This is a genomic window from Xylanibacter rarus (genome assembly GCF_001275135.1).
GTDB lineage: Bacteria > Bacteroidota > Bacteroidia > Bacteroidales > Bacteroidaceae > Prevotella > Prevotella rara.
In genome coordinates, this window is the sequence record NZ_LFQU01000003.1 from 87,595 (window position 1) to 108,495 (window position 20,901).

The 20,901-nt window shown below is 45.2% G+C and carries 20 protein-coding genes; 11 read left to right on the forward strand and 9 right to left on the reverse strand.

The window, feature by feature from the left end:
- Nucleotides 1-61 precede the first annotated feature (61 nt).
- Together ligA and ACU52_RS03050 are read left to right on the forward strand one after the other, a co-directional pair.
- Nucleotides 62-2,062, forward strand: coding sequence for an NAD-dependent DNA ligase LigA (ligA, locus tag ACU52_RS03045; RefSeq protein WP_053397721.1), 2,001 nt, complete (start codon nt 62-64; stop codon nt 2,060-2,062).
- A 172-nt stretch (nt 2,063-2,234) separates the two neighbouring features.
- Nucleotides 2,235-2,900, forward strand: coding sequence for a B3/B4 domain-containing protein (locus tag ACU52_RS03050; protein ID WP_053397722.1), 666 nt, complete (start codon nt 2,235-2,237; stop codon nt 2,898-2,900).
- A gap of 230 nt (nt 2,901-3,130) precedes the next feature.
- Here the strand turns inward: ACU52_RS03050 and ACU52_RS03055 are convergent, their stop codons facing one another.
- Nucleotides 3,131-4,366, reverse strand: coding sequence for an MFS transporter (locus ACU52_RS03055; protein ID WP_053397723.1), 1,236 nt, complete (start codon nt 4,364-4,366; stop codon nt 3,131-3,133).
- A gap of 115 nt (nt 4,367-4,481) precedes the next feature.
- A complete protein-coding gene (pheS, locus tag ACU52_RS03060) occupies nt 4,482-5,519 on the reverse strand; it encodes a phenylalanine--tRNA ligase subunit alpha (protein ID WP_053397724.1) in 1,038 nt (345 codons plus the stop codon).
- 141 nt (nt 5,520-5,660) lie between these two features.
- Between pheS and ACU52_RS03065 the strand changes: the two genes are divergently transcribed.
- The 3 genes from ACU52_RS03065 to ACU52_RS03075 are packed head-to-tail and all read left to right on the forward strand — an operon-like array spanning nt 5,661 to nt 8,343.
- Nucleotides 5,661-6,509: a DUF4348 domain-containing protein gene (locus ACU52_RS03065; RefSeq protein ID WP_021853354.1), complete on the forward strand. Its 849-nt coding sequence runs from the start codon at nt 5,661-5,663 to the stop codon at nt 6,507-6,509.
- A 56-nt stretch (nt 6,510-6,565) separates the two neighbouring features.
- Nucleotides 6,566-7,579, forward strand: coding sequence for a UDP-N-acetylmuramate dehydrogenase (gene murB, locus ACU52_RS03070; RefSeq protein WP_053397725.1), 1,014 nt, complete (start codon nt 6,566-6,568; stop codon nt 7,577-7,579).
- A gap of 2 nt (nt 7,580-7,581) precedes the next feature.
- Nucleotides 7,582-8,343, forward strand: a complete 762-nt coding sequence (locus ACU52_RS03075) for an MBL fold metallo-hydrolase (RefSeq protein WP_053397726.1) — start codon at nt 7,582-7,584, stop codon at nt 8,341-8,343.
- A gap of 731 nt (nt 8,344-9,074) precedes the next feature.
- Here ACU52_RS03075 and ACU52_RS03080 read toward each other — a convergent pair.
- The 3 genes from ACU52_RS03080 to ACU52_RS03090 are packed head-to-tail and all read right to left on the reverse strand — an operon-like array spanning nt 9,075 to nt 9,905.
- Complete coding sequence (locus tag ACU52_RS03080) at nt 9,075-9,320, reverse strand: hypothetical protein (protein WP_053397727.1); 246 nt, start codon at nt 9,318-9,320, stop codon at nt 9,075-9,077.
- Nucleotides 9,321-9,324: 4 nt separating this feature from the next.
- The gene (locus ACU52_RS03085) at nt 9,325-9,672 is read right to left on the reverse strand and encodes a phage holin family protein (RefSeq protein WP_021853350.1); all 348 of its coding nucleotides are present in this window, start codon (nt 9,670-9,672) and stop codon (nt 9,325-9,327) included.
- 14 nt (nt 9,673-9,686) lie between these two features.
- Nucleotides 9,687-9,905, reverse strand: a complete 219-nt coding sequence (locus ACU52_RS03090) for a YtxH domain-containing protein (RefSeq protein ID WP_021853349.1) — start codon at nt 9,903-9,905, stop codon at nt 9,687-9,689.
- 293 nt (nt 9,906-10,198) lie between these two features.
- Here ACU52_RS03090 and ACU52_RS03095 point away from each other — a divergent pair, with 293 nt between their 5' ends.
- From ACU52_RS03095 to ACU52_RS03115, 5 genes are all read left to right on the forward strand, one after another.
- The gene (locus ACU52_RS03095; protein ID WP_021853348.1) at nt 10,199-10,693 is read left to right on the forward strand and encodes an SPOR domain-containing protein; all 495 of its coding nucleotides are present in this window, start codon (nt 10,199-10,201) and stop codon (nt 10,691-10,693) included.
- 2 nt (nt 10,694-10,695) lie between these two features.
- Nucleotides 10,696-11,115, forward strand: coding sequence for a Holliday junction resolvase RuvX (gene ruvX / locus ACU52_RS03100; protein WP_021853347.1), 420 nt, complete (start codon nt 10,696-10,698; stop codon nt 11,113-11,115).
- Complete coding sequence (gene def, locus ACU52_RS03105) at nt 11,115-11,675, forward strand: peptide deformylase (RefSeq protein ID WP_053397728.1); 561 nt, start codon at nt 11,115-11,117, stop codon at nt 11,673-11,675. Before ruvX ends, def begins: the two co-directional genes overlap by 1 nt.
- 66 nt (nt 11,676-11,741) lie before the next feature.
- Nucleotides 11,742-13,712 carry a tetratricopeptide repeat protein gene (locus ACU52_RS03110; RefSeq protein WP_053397729.1) on the forward strand — a complete coding sequence of 657 codons (1,971 nt, stop codon included), beginning with the start codon at nt 11,742-11,744 and terminating at the stop codon, nt 13,710-13,712.
- A gap of 198 nt (nt 13,713-13,910) precedes the next feature.
- Entirely contained in the window at nt 13,911-14,846 is a 936-nt protein-coding gene (locus ACU52_RS03115) for an alpha/beta hydrolase (protein ID WP_082335141.1), read from the forward strand.
- A 603-nt stretch (nt 14,847-15,449) separates the two neighbouring features.
- On the opposite strand, the gene ACU52_RS03120 is transcribed toward ACU52_RS03115, so the two are convergent.
- The 4 genes from ACU52_RS03120 to ACU52_RS03135 form a co-directional block, all read right to left on the reverse strand.
- Nucleotides 15,450-15,794, reverse strand: a complete 345-nt coding sequence (locus ACU52_RS03120; protein WP_053397731.1) for a HigA family addiction module antitoxin — start codon at nt 15,792-15,794, stop codon at nt 15,450-15,452.
- A 10-nt stretch (nt 15,795-15,804) separates the two neighbouring features.
- A complete protein-coding gene (locus tag ACU52_RS03125) occupies nt 15,805-16,119 on the reverse strand; it encodes a type II toxin-antitoxin system RelE/ParE family toxin (protein WP_053397732.1) in 315 nt (104 codons plus the stop codon).
- Nucleotides 16,120-16,419: 300 nt separating this feature from the next.
- A complete protein-coding gene (locus ACU52_RS03130; RefSeq protein WP_053397733.1) occupies nt 16,420-17,547 on the reverse strand; it encodes a helix-turn-helix domain-containing protein in 1,128 nt (375 codons plus the stop codon).
- 332 nt (nt 17,548-17,879) lie between these two features.
- Entirely contained in the window at nt 17,880-18,446 is a 567-nt protein-coding gene (locus tag ACU52_RS03135; RefSeq protein WP_053397734.1) for a hypothetical protein, read from the reverse strand.
- A 414-nt stretch (nt 18,447-18,860) separates the two neighbouring features.
- On the opposite strand from ACU52_RS03135, the gene thrS reads away from it, so the two are divergent.
- A complete protein-coding gene (gene thrS / locus ACU52_RS03140; RefSeq protein ID WP_053397735.1) occupies nt 18,861-20,813 on the forward strand; it encodes a threonine--tRNA ligase in 1,953 nt (650 codons plus the stop codon).
- Nucleotides 20,814-20,901: the final 88 nt, after the last annotated feature.

Here is a 20,901-nt window from a genome sequence, read left to right on the forward strand (position 1 = left end):
CAAGCACGATAATGGCTGTTGTCGGTTTGCGTTGCATTGTTTTTAGAATATATTTAAGTTTATGACAGACGAAAGACAGAGAATATTGCAGCTCAGAAAGGAACTGCATGAACATAATTATAAGTATTATGTGCTTAACCAACCTGAAATAAGCGACCAGGAGTTTGACTTCATGATGAAGGAACTGCAGGAACTGGAGGCACGTCATGAGGACATGTTCGACCCCAATTCGCCTACACAACGGGTGGGTAGCGACATTAATCAGGAGTTTACGCAGGTTACGCATAAATATCCAATGCTGTCGCTGGCTAACACATACAGCCAGGAGGAAGTGGCCGACTTCTATAACAGCGTTAAGAAAGGGCTTAACGGTGAAGACTTTGAAATATGCTGTGAACTGAAATATGACGGTTTGTCTATATCTCTTACCTATGAAGACGGCAAATTGGTTAGAGGAGTGACGCGTGGCGACGGCGTTCATGGCGACGATGTGACGGCCAACGTAAAGACGATAAGGTCGATACCGCTGGTGCTGAAAGATGGCGACTGGCCTAAGGAGTTTGAGATAAGGGGCGAAATTCTTATGCCGTGGAATGTGTTTGAAAGACTTAATCAGGAACGTGAGGCTGCCGAAGAACCGCTGTTTGCCAATCCGCGTAATGCGGCAAGCGGAACGCTTAAGAGTCAGAACTCTGCTTTGGTGGCGAGTCGCAACCTCGATGCATACCTCTATTATCTGCTTGGCGACGGACTGCCCGGCGACGGCCATTATGAGAATCTTGAAAAGGCACGTGAGTGGGGCTTTAAGATAAGTGAAGGAATGCGTAAGGTGAAGACGCTGCAGGAGATTTATGACTTTATTGACTATTGGGATACAGAGCGTAAAAACCTGCCTGTGGCAACAGACGGCATTGTGCTGAAGGTGAACTCACTCAGACAACAGAGGGCTCTTGGCTATACTGCTAAGAATCCGCGCTGGGCCATAGCCTATAAATTTAAGGCAGAAAGAGCCTGCACACGTCTTAATGAAGTGACATTTCAGGTGGGGCGCACCGGAGCTGTTACTCCTGTAGCCAATATGGAGCCGGTTCAACTGGCCGGAACAACCGTAAGGCGTGCTACGCTCAACAACGAAGACTTTATACGCAGCCTTGACCTGCATATAGGTGATTATGTGTATGTTGAAAAAGGTGGCGAGATTATTCCTAAGATTGTCGGCGTTGACATTGAGCAGCGCCCGATTATAGCCCAGCCAGTGAGGTTTATAGCCAACTGTCCTGAGTGTGGAGCCAAGTTGGTAAGGTATGAGGGCGAAGCCGCATATTATTGTCCTAATGATGCCGGATGTCCTCCTCAGATAAAGGGGCGCATTGAGCATTTCATTTCGCGCAAGGCAATGAACATAGACAGTATTGGACCTGAGACAGTTGACGATTTCTATAGACATGGACTTGTTCGTAATGTTGCCGACCTGTATGACATAGGAGTGCAGCAGATAAACGGCGACGGCAGCCGTCAGAAGTCGGCCGAAAAGATTGTAAACGGCATTGAGGCATCTAAACAAGTGCCGTTTGAACGTGTGGTCTTTGCGCTCGGAATAAGATTTGTAGGCGAGACAACGGCACGCCTGCTTGCCCGCCATTTCAAGACTATAGATGCCCTTGCCGCGGCAAGCCTGCAAGACCTTTTAGAGGTGGAAGGTGTAGGCGAGGTTATAGCCAAGAGCGTTATGACCTATTTCAGAAACCCTGTAACGATGCAGATAGTAGAGCGCTTGCGCGGATACGGGCTGCAGATGGCGCTGAGCGAAGAGCAGATGTCGTCGGCTACCGACAAATTGGCCGGAAAAAGCATTGTCATAAGTGGCGTGTTTGCACATCATAGCCGCGACGAATATAAACAGATGATAGAGCAGAACGGTGGTAAGAATGTAGGCAGCATAAGCGGCAAGACATCGTTTATATTGGCAGGCGAGAATATGGGACCGGCAAAACTGCAGAAAGCCGAAAAGCTAGGCATACAGATTGTGGACGAAGAGACGTTCCTTAAGATGATAGAATAATGGACTTAGTTACTTGTTCTTTGTCTGTAAGAATATGCCACGTTTAGCGATGATGAAAGGTTGTGCGCGGTTAAAATGTTGTCATAACGTCTTGACTGGGGCATTCCTGACAGGATTAAAGTATAGCGATAATTAAGTTTGACAATTGACTGAAGTATAAAAATAACTGAAGATGAAAGTATTGGTTTCAGAAGAGATAGAGAGCGTCTGCCCGGGCTTTGTAGGCGCGGCAGTTAGCGCAGAGGTCGTAAACACGAAATATAACGAGGACCTTTGGAAAGAAATAGAAGAGTGGGGGGCAAAGTATCGTGCCGGATACACCACGGAGACAATAAAGCATATATCCGGAATTGAGGCCACACGCTGCGTTTATCGTGCCTGCGGCAAGGATCCCAGCCGCTATCGTCCGGCTTCGGAGGCTCTGATAAGGCGAATGCTTCAGGGTAAGGCTCTATATCAGATTGACACGTTGGTAGACCTTGTAAATCTTGCAAGCATTGCCTATGGCTACAGCATCGGTGGCTTTGACGCAGACAAGTTTGTCGGCGACACGCTCACGCTCGGTGTCGGGCGTGAAGGCGAACCTTATGAGGGTATAGGCCGTGGAATGCTCAACATAGCCGGATTGCCCGTGTATCGTGATGCCGAAGGAGGTGTGGGCACTCCTACAAGCGACAACGAGCGCACAAAGATGGAGATGTCTACTAAAAATGTGCTGGTGCTTATCAACGGATACGACGGTAATGAAGATAATGTAAGGGCCAACGCCGAATTTCTTGTAAGACTGTTCGAGAAATATGCGCAAGGAAAAAACTGCAGCTATTTTGTATATAGATAGCCCTTTCGGCATTTTTCGCTGTTAAAAGAGCTTTTGATAATAGTAGGGGTTAAAGCCATCCCTTTTGTGATGACTTTAATCCCTTTGTCTTTTTATATACTGCATTATTATTGTCTTTTACATTGTAGAAACTATCTCTTTGCAATATAAAAAGGAATCTACTTTAAATGCGCTTTTTTACGTTTTTTCCTTCATTTATACAGCTTTCTGATGAAAGCGTAAAATTAGTGTTATCTCAGCTTATTTTTGTTGTAATGCGGCGTAACTTTGCATACAAAGAATATCAGTGAGACAGTGCAGAGGACAGAACCTATAAGATATACCATATAAAATGTGAAGTGCTGGGCTATTACTCCACTGCTTAATATACCGATACCAATGCCTACGTCCCATGCCGTAAGATAAGTGCTTGTGGCCGTGGCGCGCTGGTTGTTGGGTGCAAGGTTGATGTAGAGCGTGTTCATTGCCGGGAAGATTATACCGAATCCTATGCCGAGAAGCAGCGGCACGGCAAAGAAAATCCATTCGGCTGCGTTCATGCTCTCTGGAGCAATGAAACGGCACATGCTTAGCATGAAGAAGGCAAGGATGACAGGGTATAGCCCCACGTGTATGCACTGTGTGATATAGCCTTGGTCAACTTTCTTGCCTGCAACAAGGCGCGATGCTCCCATGCCTACGGCCATGAGTGTAAAGAAGAAACCCGAAGGCACATCGAGATGAATTTCGCGGGCATACATTGCAACGAAGTTGGTTGTGGCACCATAAGGTATCGACAGCATCAGCAAGGCTATGCTTACGGGTATGCCTTTTATAAGGATAAAGCGGTCGAGCGAGAGCTTGCTGTTTGTGGTAGCTGTTTCTGCCTGTTGTTTTTCCTGTTGCCTGTTTTTTATCGATTCCGGGGTGCGTGCCTTTACGCATATTGCGCATAGCAGTCCGACCAAGCTGAACAGCATGCCTGTGATGAAGATGCCCTCATAGCTAACGTGGTCGTGCATGAACAGACCGGTCATAGGGCCAAGAGCCATTGCCGTGTTATTGGTCAGTCCGTAATACCCCAGGGCTTCGCCGCGCCTGCTGCTGGGCGTTATGTCAACGCAGAGCGTATTGCCTCCTACGGTTACGCTACTGAAGGCTATGCCGTGGAGAGCGCGCAGCACGATGAACCATGTAAGCACTCCTGCCGTCATGTAGCCGAGGAATATTGAGGCGCAGACAAAATAGCAGAGAATGTAGATAGGCTTGCGCGGAAACTTGTCCATCAGAAAGCCCGAGAACGGGCGGACGCACAGGCCGCTAACCGTGTAGCAGCATAGTATGGCACCAAGCATGGCTTCAGGGCAGTTGTATGTTTCTTTGAGATAAAACGGAAGAATAGGTATTAGCAGCCAGAAGCCGAAGAACAGAAGGAAGTTGGCTGCCAGGATGAACATATAACTGCGTGTGAAAAGGCGCTCTTTCATGTTGATAACTGATTTAAGGGTTTATGGCATCTGCCAGACAGGCATAAAGGGATAAAAACGAAGGAGGTGAAAGTCGTTTTTACTTTTCACCTCCTTGAAATGTCTTTATATTCTATCAGTTGGCCGATTCAAATTCTCTTAAGAATCTTACATCGTTTTCAGAGAACATGCGGAGGTCTGACACCTGATACTTCAGGTTGGTTATGCGCTCCACACCGAGTCCGAAGGCATAACCGCTGTACACTTTGCTGTCTATGCCGCACAGCTCAAGCACGTTGGGGTCTACCATTCCGCATCCAAGGATTTCCACCCATCCTGTGTGTTTGCAGAATCCGCATCCCTTGCCGCCGCAGATGTGGCATGATATGTCCATCTCGGCACTAGGCTCTGTGAACGGGAAGTAGCTTGGGCGCAGGCGTATTTTTGTGTCTGGACCGAACAGCTCGCGTGCAAATGTCAGCAGCACCTGCTTAAGGTCGGTGAACGACACGTTTTTGTCTATGTAAAGACCTTCAATCTGATGGAAGAAGCAGTGGGCGCGCGCAGTGATTGCCTCATTGCGGTAAACGCGTCCCGGACAGATAATTCTGATAGGCGGCTGTGTTGTCTCCATCACGCGTGCCTGTACAGAGCTGGTATGGCTTCTGAGTAGAATGTTCTTTGTTACGTCATCCGGATTAGATTCTACGAAGAATGTGTCCTGCATGTCGCGTGCCGGATGGTCGGCGGCAAAGTTCATCTTTGTGAACACGTGCAGGTCGTCTTCAACCTCAGGACCGTCGGCAAGGGTGAAGCCCATGCGTGAGAAGATGTTGATAATCTCATTCTTTACGATGGTGAGCGGGTGGCGTGTGCCCAGCTCTATCGGATAAGCTGTGCGTGTAAGGTCGAGGTCGTCATCCTGAGCTTCGGCAGTCTCAAACTGTTCTCTAAGCGAGTTGATGCGCTCAAGTGCAGTTTGCTTAAGTTCGTTGATTTTTATTCCGACCTCTTTTTTCTGTTCTGCCGGCACATTGCGGAAGTCGGCCATAAGGGCGTTAATTTCGCCTTTCTTGCTAAGGTATTTCAGTCTCATTGCCTCAATCTCTTCGGCATTAGAGGCCGTAAGACCTTTTACTTCTTCAAGAAGTTTCTCAATTTTGTCGAGTATCATGTTAACGATAAATTTATATGCGTATTAAAATATTGCTGCAAAGGTAACATTTTTACATTGAATAATGTCATAAATCAAAATAAAGTTGTACTTTTGCGCAAATTTTGAGAGATTGTTACTTACGAAAGGAGTAGTAAAATTATGAAAAAAGGGGTTGTATCAGTCTTTGTAATTTGTGCATTCTGTGTTTCTACAATGATGTGGACAACGGGATGTACGGACAAGAAGCCTGCGGCAGACACACTTGTTGTTGATTCTGTTCCCGACACTACGGCAGTAGACACCATGGATCAGCTGATTTCTGAGCAGCAGATGCCTAAGGCCGCCGACGAATTGTTTGACGACTTTATTTTTAACTTTGCGGCAAACCGCAAGTTGCAGATGAAGCGTATTGTTTTCCCATTGAAGGTTGTAGACGGAAAGAAAGTGTCCTATATTCAGAAGTCAAAATGGAAAATGGAGCACTTCTTCATGAATCAGGGTTATTATACGCTTATCTTCGACAATACGCGGCAGATGAACGTTGTTAAAGATACGTCGATAAACAATGTCGTGGTAGAAAAAGTGTACTTGAAAAGGAAAAAAGTGAAAAAGTACATGTTTGAAAGACAAAACGGCCAATGGATGCTTGAGTCTATTCAGACCAACGCCATGTATCAGAACACAAATGCCTCATTCCTCGCATTTTATCAGCGTTTTGTCACCGACTCTGCTTTCCAGGTTGAGAGTCTGAACAATCCTGTTGTTTTTACCGGACCTGACCCTGACGATGATTTCAGCACAATGACAGGCGAGATTGATCCGGGCACATGGCCGGCCTTTGCGCCGGAACTCCCTGCCGACTTCATTTACAATATAATGTATGGACAGAAATATACCGAGGGACGCCAGAAGATTTTTGTTATGCGCGGAATAGCCAACGGTATGGAAATGCAGCTGACGTTCAAGCGCATCGGAGGAAACTGGAAACTGACAAAGCTGTCTGAATAAGACAAGTTTTGTCATGCCGGATATTTTTGTTGTAGAATTTTAAAATTAAGATTTAAGTGAAAGATTTTTACGATTTTAATCTCAAGGAGCACAATACATTCGGTATAGATGTAAAGTGTCGCCGTTTTATAGAGTTTGAGAGTGTAGACGAATTGTTGCAGATCGTAAATTCGCTTACAGACGCTGACAAGCCATTGCTGGTGCTTGGTGGCGGCAGCAATATGTTATTTACGGCCGATTATGAAGGCACAGTGCTGCATTCGGCTATAAAGGGCCATGTCGCCGTCCAGACGGACGAAGGCATAATGTTGCGTTGCGGCAGCGGAGAGGTGTGGGACGACATAGTGAGCCTTTGCGTGTCTAACCGTATGTACGGAGCAGAGAATCTTTCGCTTATTCCCGGTGATGTAGGCGCGTCTGCCGTGCAGAACATAGGCGCTTATGGAGCTGAGGCTAAGGACATAATTTTGAAGGTTGAGGCCGTGGACCTGCAGACCGGAAAGATGTGTGAGTTTACAAACGAAGAATGTGAATATGCTTACCGCAAGAGCAAGTTTAAGGGCGAGTGGCGCAACCGCTTCGTGATAACATATGTAACCTACAAACTTTCAGAAGTGTTCTGTCCATGCCTTGATTATGGCAATATAAGGGCTGAACTCGAGAAGCGCAACATAAAGGTTCCTACGGCAGAGCAGCTCCGCAACGTGATAATAGACATACGTAACGAGAAACTTCCTGATCCTAAGGTTGAAGGCAATGCCGGAAGTTTCTTTATGAATCCTGTTGTACCGAAAGCAAAATATGAGGAACTCGTGGCCTGGTTTGGCAATGTGCCTCATTATAGCGTTGATGATAATAATGAGAAAATTCCTGCCGGATGGATGATTGACCAATGCGGCTGGAAGGGCAAGTCTCTCGGTAAGGCGGGCGTTCATTCGCGTCAGGCACTGGTGCTTGTCAACAGAGGCGGTGCCGAGGGTAAGGATATTGTTGCACTCTGTGATGCCATAAAGCGTGACGTGAAGGACAAGTTTGGTATTGATATTGTTCCAGAAGTGAATATAATCTGACAATGAAACTCACTTTTCTTGGAACGGGTACTTCGGTTGGAGTGCCGACTATAGGCTGCAAGTGCAAGGTCTGTACGAGCAATGATCCGCATGACAAGCGCCTGAGGGCGTCTGCCATGATTGAAACGGACAATACAAGAGTTGTTATCGACTGTGGCCCTGACTTCAGGGAACAGATGCTTGGACTTGAGTTCAGAAAGATTGATGCCGTATTGCTGACCCATATTCATTATGACCATGTTGGCGGATTAGATGATCTCCGCCCGTTCTGCCAGTTCGGAGAGGTTAATGTCTATTCCGATAAGCATACCGCCGACGGACTGATGCATACAATGCCTTATTGTTTTGATGAAAACAAATATCCTGGTGTGCCGAAGATTAATCTCAACACAATAGAGCCCCATGAGTCATTGCGTATTGGAGATTTTGATATTATGCCTGTAAAGGTGATGCACGACAAGATGCCAATTCTTGGATACAGAATAGGCCGCCTGCTTTACATAACAGACATGAAGACAATCAGCGAGAGCGAATTTTCTTATTTCAGCGGGGTAAAGACGCTTGTTGTCAATGCGCTGCGCTTTGCCCCCGAACATCATTCCCATCAGACTGTAGCAGACGCAATTGCCTTTGCAAGAAGGGTAGGTGCTGAACATACATATTTTACGCATATGGGGCATGATATCGGCCTGCATAGTGAGACTAACGGCATATTGCCTGAAGATATAAATTTGGCTTACGATGGTCAGATTATTGAGATTTAGCCCCTCAAATGGGCTTAAAGTGTTAAAAGTGTATAAATAGGATGTATTTTTTACACTGATATTTGGAAGTATGGGATTTAATGCATACCTTTGCATCGTGTTTTTCATAGTATTAGATTTAAGGTTAACAAGGTTGGAGTACAGCGGTACTCCTTTTTTGTGTCCGTAAGTTTTAGGGACACGGGTTTAAGTCAGTAGAGGCGTGCTTTTTGCGTGTTATAAGCAGGCCGGTGCTGGCTTAAATTTTTTATGTTCAATGTTCTTTTCGTTGTGTATGCAGTCAGACGAAACTTAAATATTTTGATGGCTGGTCGGACGTTGTCATGGCGTTGTCAAAGGCATAATTTCTGCATGGATTTATTGTTTGCGTATTGTGTCTTTCCTTTTTGGACCCAAATCGGTTTAGGATTCGGTCTTAATTTTGTTTTATATTGAGCTGATTTTCATTAGATTTTTTGCAGGAGTAGTGGGTGGCATCAGGAAAAAACGGAGAAAGACACAATAGAAAACAAAAAGACGGCAGAAGATGTTGGCTTGCTTGTGTGATTAAGCCGTATATGGCATAATGGCCGGTTGGGGCTTAATATCTGGTGTCGTATGTAAATACATACTTAAATCCTTGGTTTTTGTGCCGGTGCTTGCATAAAAACGGTTTGCACACATTGCTGCATATTCTGTACGAAACAGATATGCAGGATGACCGTTGTGTGAAAATGATACTGTCAGATATGTTACCGTTTCTTGAATTTACGGTATATCTTCCATACGAACAAGAAACCGTCGATAAGACCCGTCCCTGTGCTTATTACAGACGCCACGGTGATGCCCTTCTTTCTTTCTGGTGATTTCTGAAACAAGCTTTTCCATTTTTTGCCAATGTCGGCATTGTCTTTTCTCATTTCAGCAAGAATGGTCTCTTTGCGTTCTCTTATTTCGCTTATGCTGTTATATGTCTGTGGTTTTGTGGCGTTGTCCATGTGCTTATTCTGTTAACAGACTAGTTATGAATCTTACGAGCGGTTTCTCTATTAGGCTTTTTCTGAAAATTGTCAGCAATACAAAGATTAATATGTAGAACGATGCCATTATTCCGAATGCGGCAGGGAAACCCATAGACGGCGCCATTGCAAATACGATGGCAAACGACACATATATGAGTATTGCGATGAGTATCAGCGAAAACAGCGTAAAGAGCAGTATGGCAGTAATCAGCCTCACTGTCTTTTCTGTAATTTCGAGCTTCAGGTATTCACCCTGAAGCCCGATGCGATGTTTCACCAACTCTACCAGTTGGCCTATTGTTTCAATGTTTTTATCGCTTGAGAACATTTGTCAGCTGTTTGTTAAACTTCTTCAGCCTCAGCTGCGTCTTTAATATCTGATGCGAGGTCGCTCATTTCTTTGCGGCTCAGCTTGATATTGTGCTTTTGGCAGAAATCGTCAATTGCGTCAGTTATTTTCTCGCGAGTGTCTTTTCCTCTTTCGGGTGCCAGAAGCAGACCTACTGCAGCTCCGGCGATTGCGCCTCCTAAGAATGCGCCGATGTAACCTAGTGTTTTCATAAATTTTGATTTTTAATTATGTGAATAATAATTTTATTTCTCTCGGCATGTGGGCAGTCGTCTTTGTTTAGGCTTTTCTGCCGTTGGTGCTTTGATTTTGTTCGTAAGCAAATTTAATGATTATTTCTTAAATACCAACGTTTTTACCGGTTTTTTTGTCTGAAAGGGCGTATTTCTTTTATTTAACAAACTTTATGTGCGGTTTGTCAGAGTTTTTGGCTGTTTTTGTGTAATTTCGCACAATATTACGTAGAAAATATGTTTAATTTCTAAATAATAAGATAAGGGAAATTATGAAAAAGTACACTGTATTGTGCGCCGGCCTTTGTGTGGCGTTGGCATTCACTGGTTGTAAATCATCAGAGAGCGCTTACAGAAAAGCTTATGAGAAAGCTAAGGCTCAGGAAGAGCAGACTGCAGTTCAGAATCAAGGCAGCGAGGAGATAGCTGTTGTTACTCCGGTTGTTGAGAAGCCTGCAACAGAAACGGTTGTTGTTGACAATGTAGACAATGTGCCTGTACGTCAGGAGAGCCTGTCTGTTGTCAGCGGTGCAGGACTTAAAAACTTCAGCGTCGTTGTAGGTTCTTTCTCTGTACAGGCTAACGCTGAAGGATTGCAGAGCACGCTGAAGAGCCGTGGCTATGATGCACAGATCGCATACAATTCTTCTAATCAGATGTATCGTGTCGTTGCCGGTACGTTCGACATCAAGACCGACGCTGTGCGTAGCCGTAACGAATTGCGTTCTGAGTATCCTGACGCATGGTTACTGTTTAATCAGAAATAATTGTGGCCCGTATACTGTCGATTGATTACGGCAAGAAACGGACAGGACTGGCTGTTACCGATCCGGCTCAGATTATAGCAGGCGGACTGGTAACAGTTGCCACGTCTGAATTGTTCAGCTTTTTGACGGATTATATTAAAAAAGAACCCGTTGAGCGGATTGTAATAGGTGAGCCTAAGCAACCGGACGGAAGGCCAAGTGAGAATATGGCAAGAGTGGTACAGTTTGTAAACCGCTGGCGCAAGGCTTATCCTGAAATCCCGATTGAATTTTATGATGAACGTTTTACTTCCGTGCTGGCTCACAGGGCGATGATTGACGGCGGTCTGCATAAAAAAGCACGGCAGAACAAGGCGCTTGTCGACGAGATAAGTGCCACGATAATATTGCAAAGCTATTTAGAATCTGTTAGAAGAAGATAATGATATTACCTATATATATTTACGGACATCCTGTGCTGCGTAAGGAGTCACAGGATATTAATGCTGATTATCCGGGCTTGAAGGAGCTCATAGAAAATATGTTTGAGACTCTTACCGAGTCAGACGGTGTCGGATTGGCTGCTCCTCAGGTGGGACTTAATATACGTCTGGCTGTTATCGACCTTGACGTCTTGTCGGAAGAATATCCTGAATACAAGGACTTCCGCCGTGCTTATATCAACCCCCATATTGTTGAGGTTGACGACAGCGAGGTCGTTTCAATGGAAGAGGGCTGCCTCTCAATCCCTGGCATCCATGAGAGCGTAAAGCGTGCAACACGCATACATGTTAAGTATATGGATGCCGACTTCAATGAGTACGACGAGTGGGTTGAGGGTTATCTTGCCCGTGTTATGCAGCACGAGTTTGATCATCTCGACGCAAAGATGTTTATCGACCGTGTGTCGCCTTTGCGCCGTCAGCTGATAAAGAGCAAGCTGAAGGCTATTCTGCAGGGACGTTTCCGCTGCAGCTATCGCACTAAGGTTGCCAGACGATAAGCCCTTCCGGCTTTTCGTCTGATTTTTTGGCTTGTAGGTATTTGTAGTTTATTCTGAAAGGTTGTTATGCGTAAGTTCGTAATATCGCTGCTGCTATTATTGGCATCTGTAGGAGCGTCGGCACAGTTTCGTACCGACCGGCTCATTGATGTCGGCAGGAGCGCGCTTTATTACGAGGATTACGTTCTCTCCATACAATACTTTAATCAGGCCATCCTTTCTAAGCCTTATCTTTATGAGCCGTGGTTTTTCAGGGCTGTGGCAAAGTTTTATCTTGATGACTATGTCGGTGCGGAAAAAGACTGTACTGAGGCCATCAGGATAAATCCTTATGTGTCTGACATCTACGAACTCAGAGGCTTGTGCTTTATCAAGCAAAACAGGTTTAGCGAGGCAATATCCGACTATGACAAGACGCTCGAATTTAATCCTTACAGCAAGAATCTGTGGTACAATCGTGTGCTGTGCAGGATAGAGGAGAAGGATTACGACAAGGCCAACGCCGATCTCGACTCGATGATGAATATGTGGAAGAATTATTCGAAGACGTATTCACTTAAGGCCGAGGTCTGCCTCCAGCAGAAAGACACCGTGGGCTGTGCCAAATATCTTGACAAGAGTCTTGAACTTGACCCTTACGACGGCGACGCATGGACAATGCGTGCCATGATAAGTCTTTCGCAGCAGAAATGGAAAGACGCCGACGCACAGCTGTCCAAGGCCATACATCTTAAGCCCAATACGGCCAACAATTATGTTAACCGTGCCTTGGCCCGTTATAACTATAATAATCTGCGAGGTGCCATGGCCGACTACGACAAGGCCATAGAGATTGATCCCAACAACTTTCTTGCCCATTACAACCGTGGCCAGCTGCGTGTGATGGTAGGTGATGACAACAGGGCCATTGAAGACTTCGACTATGTTATAAGCATGGAGCCCAACAATGTGATGGCCATTTACAACCGCGCCATATTGCTCGAACGCACAGGAAACATACGGGGAGCCATACGCGACTATACCACTATCATCAACCAGTATCCTAATTTCTGGGTTGGTCTTAACAGCCGTGCAAGATGCTACCGTAAACTTGGCATGACGGCCAAGGCCGAACTTGACGAGTTCCGCATATTCAAGGCGCAGATGAACAAGCATTATGGTGTTCAGCCGCGCTGGAGCAAGAAGAAAAAGCACGAGGTGCGCAAGAAGAGCGAGATTGATTTCGACAAGTATAACCAGCTTGTCGTGGCAGACGACAATGCCGTCACTCATGAATACTCTTCGTCATACCGCGGACGTGTGCAGAACCGTAAGATTGACGCCGTGTTCCTGCCAATGTTCCAGCTGTCGTTCAGCCAGTATGACAACGGCGTAAAGTCTTATCAGGCATACGACCGCGATGTGGAGCAGTTCAACCTCAGGCAGAAGCCTTTGCGCAAGTTGTATGTGCGCTGTGATGTAAAGACTCTTACCGAAGACGAGAACAAGGCCGTGTTTGCTGTAATCGACTCGTTGTCGGCGGCTATCGGCGCATCACGTAACATTGCTAAGGAGAAGGGACTTCTTATTCAGCGTGCCGTGGCAAATACCGTGGTGCAGAATTATGCCGATGCTATAAGCGACCTGACTGTTTATATCAGTACCGACAGCACATCTGCCATGGCTTATTGGCAGCGTGCGGTGTGTCAGGCCCGCATGAACGAGTTTGAGGCATCGCAAGGTAAGGATGTCGGACTGCTGACGCTGAATGCCATGGTCGACCTCGACAAGGCGATAAGCCTGAGCCCGCACAATCCCTATGTTTATTACGACCGCGGCAATCTGCATGCTGTAAGTAAAGACTATGTTAAGGCTGTTGCTGACTATACAAAGGCCATTGAGCTTGATCCCAATTTTGCTGAGGCATATTATAACCGGGGCATTGCAAACATTAACCTGAAGAAAACCGAAGAGGGCATACGCGACCTTAGCAAGGCGGGCGAATTAGGCCTGTATAATGCATACAGTATCATAAAGAAATACAGCAATAAGAAGTGATGCGGCCTTGCTCGCGAGGCTTGCCCTTAAAATGTCTTATATGATAATACTGCCGCTTTGATGCCGCAGATGAAAAACATGATGATTCGTTATCGTATATTTTGTAATTCGTTGCGGCGGACTCATGTCCGTAGGCTTTATTGCCTTATCCGATTGTCTGCATGGAACTATTGTTTTTTAGTGAATGAAATATAGATTATGAAAAAACTTTTTATTGCTTTGTTGTTGACAAAGATGCTGTGCGTCAATGCGGCAGGCGATGGCATGGTTGTGGCTGATGCCGGCGTTTCCGGAGGAAAGTTATACGAGTATAAGAATTTTCCCACTTCACTTATTCAGGCAAGAAACGTTTATGTGTGGGTTCCTGAGAATTATTCTTCACAGAAAAGATACGATGTTGTGTATATGCACGACGGGCAGATGCTTTTTGATGCGGAGACAACGTGGAATCATCAGGAATGGAAGGTTGACGAGAACGTCTCGGCATTGATGGCTGAAGGCAAAATACGAGACTGCATAGTTGTAGGAGTGTGGAATATTGCTGAAAGCAGATTTCACGATTATTTTCCGCAGAAGACGCTTAACTATATGTCTGAAGCAGAATTTTGTGAGTTCGACAAGGAACTTGACGCCTCGAGGATGAATGCAGACAGCTATCTGAAGTTCATCGTAAATGAGCTGAAACCATATATAGACAAGAATTTCTCTACAAATAAAGGCCGTGAACACACCTTTCTAATGGGGTCAAGCATGGGCGGACTGATTTCTCTCTACGGCTTGTGCGAATACCCCGATGTGTTTGGCGGTGCAGCTTGTCTTTCGATGCACACGCTCATGGTAACCTCAAAACTGATGAACATCCGTAATACGGAGATTGCGGCTCCGGCATTTTGCAGATATCTTGAAGAAAAGCTGCCCGAGGCCAACAGGTCGAAGATATACATAGATTATGGAGACAAGACTCTTGACTCATATTATGCCCCTTATCAGCAGAAAATAGACGATGTCTTGCGCAGAAAAGGGTGGCATGTGCCTTATTGGACAACAAATTATTATGCAGGCATGGCTCATACTGAGACCGACTGGGCAAAGCGCCTTTTTATACCATTTATGTTCCTTCTGGAGAAGGAGTAGTTTTGCAGCCGTAAAAATCGTAACTTTTACGGCTGTTTATGTTATTGATTTGATATATTTGTATCGAAATGCTGATGATTGTTAACTCTCCGGCTTGGTATTTGTTTCAGACTGTTAGTGATATGTTTTTGCATCGTAACTCGGCCACTTTTGTGTGATAAACGGCCTGTTTTCTGACCGGAAACCATAGAGTTTTTTGTGCAATCCGATAATCGTCGGTTTTAAAAAACAGTAAGACAAATGTTCTGTCGGTTTACAAATCAACTGGCACATTTGTTAAGAGATGCCCGAAGGGCTACACTTCCGTAACCGTGGGTGGCACACCCACGGATGCAAAGGCACGAGAAAAATCACCCGAAGTGGTGATACTTGTTATAAAAAAGGCACTCTTTCAGAAAACATGTTTTAAAGTAGCACCTCTTCGGGTGCATGCTTCGCCTTGTAAGACAACCGGGCGTGGCTTCGCTGAGCTTCGCCACACCCGGTTACAAAAGTGTAGCCCTACGGGCTATTGCTAATAAGCCGGCACAATAAAATTTCCCGTCCCGGCATATTCATTTTGTGGAATATGGCGAGACGGGAAGATTTAGGCATGTAAGCAGTCTAAAGCATGGTGGCGTGTTTGCGCACCTGCTTGAGCCGCTCCATGAACGACGGGTTTTCGGCGGCCTGCCGCATGTTGTATTTCATCTGCAGGCGCAACAGTGAATCAGCCGGTATATTGAGTGACGCCTCGAAGAGCATGGCCGTCTGAGCCGTGACAGGACGGCGACAGTTAAGTATGTCGTTCAGCATTTTGTATGAAATGCCCATATGTTCTGCCAGCTTGCGCTGCGACAGCTTGCGGTATTCAACTTCTTCTTTCAGCACTTCACCCGGATGAGTGGGATATGCCGACTTAAGGTTGTTGGCAATCATATTCGGATCTGTTCCTTGTATCTCAATCATAATCTGTCCGTTATTTATAATGGTTCGACAAATCTGTTATATTGCAAATCGTAGCTATGGTTTCGCCTTCCTTTGTCCGTTCTTCAAACTCGATGCGGTACTGGTCGTTGACCCTTACTGACGAAAGTCCGGCCTTGTCGCCTTTCAACTTTTCATAATTCAACGAGTTATATCTCATAAGCCCTTGTACGTTGGGAGTTTCCATCATTACGTCTATTACGCGAATATATTTGCGCACCACTTGTGGTTGATATCGATGTTTTTTGTCAGTATGTCCTGTGACATACATTTCTTGCAAATATTTTTCGTTGAATATGATTTCCATGCTATTCTGACCTGTTCACGTGGCAAAGATAGTAAATTATTTGCAACAGTCCACTAATTAGGTGGATTTATTTTGTATAGCTGCCATAAGTTTCTGTAATCTGAAACTCATACCTATTAATCAAAAAATAGGAAGTAATCGGATTGAAAAATCCTTATACTTAATTCCGGCAGATTACAAATCAGCCGGCACATTAGTCTTGTTGGTATATGCCGCTTGTAGGGAGAATTGTTTCAGAGAAGCAATAAGGCTAATGCTCTGGCGGATATGCCACTTGTGGTGATTGGAAATAATTGTGAATTATGAATTATTCTTGGTCTTTCTCCATTTTGCTGGTGAGCATCCTTCTTTGTCTTTAAAAGTCTTCATAAAGTGGCTCTGCGAGAGGAAGCCTGAGGCTTCGGCTATCTCGGTGATTTTTTGGTCGGGATGGTTGGCCATTCTTTGCTTTGCATAGTCTATGCGCAGTTGTGTTATCCAGTCGCGGAAGGTTGTGTTGAGCGATGTGTTGATATAGACAGAGAGATAGGTGCGGTTGGTGTGCAGGGTTTCGGCAAGTTCCTTTATCGTAAGTCCCTGTATGAGATAGCCTTCATTCTCAATCCATTTCTTTATATTATCTGCAATATCGGTATGGCACGTAGGCAAGTCGTCGCTGCAGATTTCACCGGCGTCGGCATCGCACATAATGTCGTCTTCAGAAGCAATCTCGCTCTCCATGACATTCTCAACCTTCTCATAGAAGAGCATGTAGTTATGGTAACAGTGGAACAGGTAAATGTAGAAAGGTATCGACGAAAGTATCCACACATAGATGTATTTGTCGGGCAGGAACGTGAGCAGGCCGCAGCCAACGCCAAACACGACGGCCCAATAGGTGAAGACGGAGAGCCAGCGTATGTAGGCCCCGATGTTGTCGGAATGAGTGTCGTCGAAAATCTTTACCGCCCTGCGGTATGCCAGGACGAGCCTGCGGGCAAGAGTCAAGCCGTAGATTACGAGCCATGTGGCCATGATAAGCAGTCCGGTCTTTTGGGCTATGCCCTCGGACAGCATAAGCAGAACAATGGCCGAAAGCACGGAGAACAGCAGCCAGAGACAGATGTGGGTGAGCAGTCGGCGGCGTGTGATGTAGAAGCGGTCGAGCAGAGTGGTGAGTGCCGAACTGAAGAGCCAGTAGCACAGAAAATAGGTTGAGAGGTTCATCAGTATGGCGGCATTGACATTCTTAAACCTTATGCCGTAAAAGAAATGTACAGAATAGTTGGCGGAGAGCAGCAGCATGGCTATGCCCATGATGCGCCGTGAACGTATATAATTGCTGAAGATAGCCTTGTCGGGCGTGTGCGCCAATAAAAAATAAAAGCCGAAGAATATCATCAACGGCAGGGCTATGCATAATGAAAAACTGTATATAGAATAGTCCATAAGGTGTTGTCTGCGATCATGTTATACTGCAAAGGTATAAAAAATTATCAGTCGGTAGTCTGGTTTTCCTTCTTTTTTGTCTTTTTTTCTGTAATAATGAATATAAATCAAAAGACAGTGCAGGCAATAAGGCTTAAACGCAAATTTGTAAGAGTGCCTGTGGCTTAGATACGCAGGAATAATACAGAAGCATCTGATGATGCAAGACATCTTATATGCAGCATAATGCCTATGGCATAGGCAGATGTAGCTTATGGAAACAGAAATCCCTCATATTTTAAGCCTTATAAATTATTAAGACATAAAAATATGAGGGGAATTATACAACAATGTTATTTATTATTGGGACATTCTTTGTTATTACATTCCTTGCCGGCGCAGTTTGCCTGATTGCCCGGGCATACGCCTTTGCACTGACGCATGTTTTGTGGGCCGCGCTTGAATGCTTTGTTGTTTTTACAGTTCATACGGGGTGAGAATTTTGCGCAGGCACGTTTGCCTTTTCCGTTTTTACAGAACACCTGCTGCAACTGGCGTGCGTTTAGCACAGTCTTAAATTTCTTATAATATTTCTTTTCAACGTCAAGGCGTTTCTGTCTGGCGTCAAAGCGCTTTTCTATACGTTCGCTAATTTCTTTTTCCGTAAGTTCTGAGCAAGGCTTCTTGGCAACCTCTTTATTGGGGCATACTTCTTTAAGCTCCTTTAGGTATTCTGTATACATCGGTACGAACTTTGCCTTTGTGGCGTCGTCAAGCATCATCTTGTCAGACAGAGCATTAGCCTTGCGCTCAAATCTCTCTTCCGGTGTAAGCTGTTTCTTCTCAACTTTGTTGTTCTGTGCCATTGTAGGCATTATTGCCATGAATGCTATGGCCAGAGACATAATAATTTTTTTCATAAGTTTCTACTTTTAAGTTTATTATTCTGATTTATTGGAATACAACTGACTCTGTGCGGTTGGTACCTTACGCCGTTTAGAGCAGTAGTCTTAATCCGTTTACAATTATAAGACTGATAAAACTGCTTTTGGTTTAATCGAAGAATACTTTTTTATGAAAATTATTATATCGTCCGCTTTATTTCAAGGCATAACGGAGAGTGCCCGTATATGCATTTCTGCGTGAATATATATATATTATTAATGTCTACGCTTTTGTCTGTAAGAAAATTGCATGACCATTAATGCATCTACATTTTATTTATAAATGCGTGATAAAAATACACTGGTTTGCAAAATTTTACTATAAAATGTATCATGTCAAGAAATAAATGGTTAAATTTGTGCCCAAAATAGATTTAAACAAAAGCTGTTATGATAAAAATCACATTTCCCGACGGTTCTGTTCGTGAGTATGAACAGGGTGTAACGGGGCTTCAGATTGCAGAAAGCATATCGCCGGCTTTGGCGCGCAACGTGTTGGCTTGCGGCGTAAACGGTGAGACAGTGGAACTTAATCGCCCTATTAACGAGGATGCAAAGATAGAGCTTTACAAATGGGAGGACGAGGAAGGCAAGCATGCATTTTGGCATACATCAGCCCATTTGCTGGCAGAGGCTCTTCAGGAGTTGTATCCGGGCATACAGTTTGGCTTCGGTCCTGCTATAGAAAACGGTTTCTTCTATGACGTTATGCCGAAGGAAGGCGATGTCATAAAGGAAGGCGACTTCGAGAAGATAGAAAAGAAAATGAAGGAACTGGCCTCAAAAGACGAGCCGGTTGTAAGAAAAGAAATATCTAAGGCAGACGCCTTGAAGGAATTTAAGGCCGACGGTCAGGACTATAAGTGCGAGCATATAGAGCAGGATCTTGCCGACGGTGAGATTACAACTTACACTCAGGGTAAGTTCACTGACCTTTGTAAAGGTCCGCACATCGTAAGCACTGGCGCTATTAAGGCGATAAAGATAACAAGCGTTGCAGGAGCATTCTGGCGCGGTGACGCAAAGCGCGAGCAGATGACGCGTATATACGGTATCTCTTTCCCGAAGAAAAAGATGCTCGACGAGTATCTCGTTATGCTTGAGGAGGCCAAGAAACGTGACCACCGCAAGATAGGTAAGGAGATGGAGCTGTTTATGTTCTCTGAGCGTGTGGGCAAGGGTATGCCTATCTGGCTGCCTGCAGGAACAGAGCTGCGCCTGCGCCTTCAGGATATGCTGCGCCGTATACAGAAGCGCTACGGCTATCAGGAGGTTATCACTCCGCATATCGGAAGCAAAAATCTTTATGTAACTTCAGGTCACTATGCTCATTACGGCAAGGACTCATTCCAGCCGATACATACTCCTGAGGACGATGAGGAATACATGCTGAAGCCGATGAACTGCCCTCACCACTGCGAGGTGTTTGCATGGAAGCCGCGTTCATATCGTGACCTGCCTTTGCGTATTGCTGAATTCGGCACTGTTTACCGCTATGAAAAGAGCGGTGAGCTCCACGGACTTACACGTGTACGCTCGTTCACTCAGGATGATGCCCACATCTTCTGCCGTCCTGACCAGGTAAAGAACGAGTTCTTGCGAGTAATGGATATCATTAACACGGTGTTCTCAATATTCAACTTTACTGACTTTGAGGCTCAGATTTCTCTGCGCGATCCTAACGACCACGAGAAATACATAGGCTCGGACGAGGTTTGGGCTGAATCAGAGCAGGCTATTATCGATGCATGTAAGGAGAAAGGCCTGAACGCCAAGATAGAGTATGGCGAGGCTGCATTCTATGGTCCTAAGCTCGACTTTATGGTTAAGGACGCCATCGGCCGTCGTTGGCAGCTCGGAACAATCCAGGTTGACTATAACCTGCCGGAGCGCTTCAAGCTTGAATATACAGACGATGACAACACGAAGAAGACACCTGTGATGATTCATCGTGCTCCGTTTGGTTCACTCGAGCGTTTCACTGCCGTGCTTATTGAGCATACATCAGGTCACTTCCCGTTGTGGCTGACACCTGATCAGGTGGCAATTCTGCCTATCAGCGAGAAGTTCAACGACTATGCAGTTCAGCTTTCTAAGTATTTCGATTCAGTTGGAGTGCGCACAATTGTTGATGACCGCAACGAGAAAATCGGACGTAAGATACGCGACAACGAGATGAAGCGTATTCCTTATATGCTTGTTGTAGGCGAGAAAGAGCAGGCTGACGGCACTGTTGCTGTAAGAAAGCAGGGACAGGGCGACCAGGGTACAATGACTAAGGAAGATTTCGCAAAGAAAATTAATGATGAGGTTGCAGAACAGCTGAAGGCAACTGAAATGTAATTTCTGGCGAATGCTATAATATAAAAGAGGTAAAAGACAATATGCCGTCTTTTACCTCTTTTAATTTTGTATGACATGATAATATCAT

Excerpts from the sequence above, each read along its gene's own strand:
- ACU52_RS03135 (WP_053397734.1), bottom strand. The coding sequence starts at position 18,446 with ATGAAAAAAATTATTATGTCTCTGGCCATAGCATTCATGGCAATAATG.
- ACU52_RS03075 (WP_053397726.1), top strand. The coding sequence starts at position 7,582 with ATGAAACTCACTTTTCTTGGAACGGGTACTTCGGTTGGAGTGCCGACT.
- ACU52_RS03115 (WP_082335141.1), top strand. The coding sequence starts at position 13,911 with ATGAAAAAACTTTTTATTGCTTTGTTGTTGACAAAGATGCTGTGCGTC.
- ACU52_RS03110 (WP_053397729.1), top strand. The coding sequence starts at position 11,742 with ATGCGTAAGTTCGTAATATCGCTGCTGCTATTATTGGCATCTGTAGGA.
- ACU52_RS03130 (WP_053397733.1), bottom strand. The coding sequence starts at position 17,547 with ATGGACTATTCTATATACAGTTTTTCATTATGCATAGCCCTGCCGTTG.
- ACU52_RS03065 (WP_021853354.1), top strand. The coding sequence starts at position 5,661 with ATGAAAAAAGGGGTTGTATCAGTCTTTGTAATTTGTGCATTCTGTGTT.
- ACU52_RS03090 (WP_021853349.1), bottom strand. The coding sequence starts at position 9,905 with ATGAAAACACTAGGTTACATCGGCGCATTCTTAGGAGGCGCAATCGCC.
- thrS (WP_053397735.1), top strand. The coding sequence starts at position 18,861 with ATGATAAAAATCACATTTCCCGACGGTTCTGTTCGTGAGTATGAACAG.
- ligA (WP_053397721.1), top strand. The coding sequence starts at position 62 with ATGACAGACGAAAGACAGAGAATATTGCAGCTCAGAAAGGAACTGCAT.
- ACU52_RS03095 (WP_021853348.1), top strand. The coding sequence starts at position 10,199 with ATGAAAAAGTACACTGTATTGTGCGCCGGCCTTTGTGTGGCGTTGGCA.
- ACU52_RS03120 (WP_053397731.1), bottom strand. The coding sequence starts at position 15,794 with ATGATTGAGATACAAGGAACAGATCCGAATATGATTGCCAACAACCTT.
- ACU52_RS03085 (WP_021853350.1), bottom strand. The coding sequence starts at position 9,672 with ATGTTCTCAAGCGATAAAAACATTGAAACAATAGGCCAACTGGTAGAG.
- ACU52_RS03080 (WP_053397727.1), bottom strand. The coding sequence starts at position 9,320 with ATGGACAACGCCACAAAACCACAGACATATAACAGCATAAGCGAAATA.
- ACU52_RS03125 (WP_053397732.1), bottom strand. The coding sequence starts at position 16,119 with ATGGAAATCATATTCAACGAAAAATATTTGCAAGAAATGTATGTCACA.
- ACU52_RS03050 (WP_053397722.1), top strand. The coding sequence starts at position 2,235 with ATGAAAGTATTGGTTTCAGAAGAGATAGAGAGCGTCTGCCCGGGCTTT.
- pheS (WP_053397724.1), bottom strand. The coding sequence starts at position 5,519 with ATGATACTCGACAAAATTGAGAAACTTCTTGAAGAAGTAAAAGGTCTT.
- def (WP_053397728.1), top strand. The coding sequence starts at position 11,115 with ATGATATTACCTATATATATTTACGGACATCCTGTGCTGCGTAAGGAG.
- ACU52_RS03055 (WP_053397723.1), bottom strand. The coding sequence starts at position 4,366 with ATGAAAGAGCGCCTTTTCACACGCAGTTATATGTTCATCCTGGCAGCC.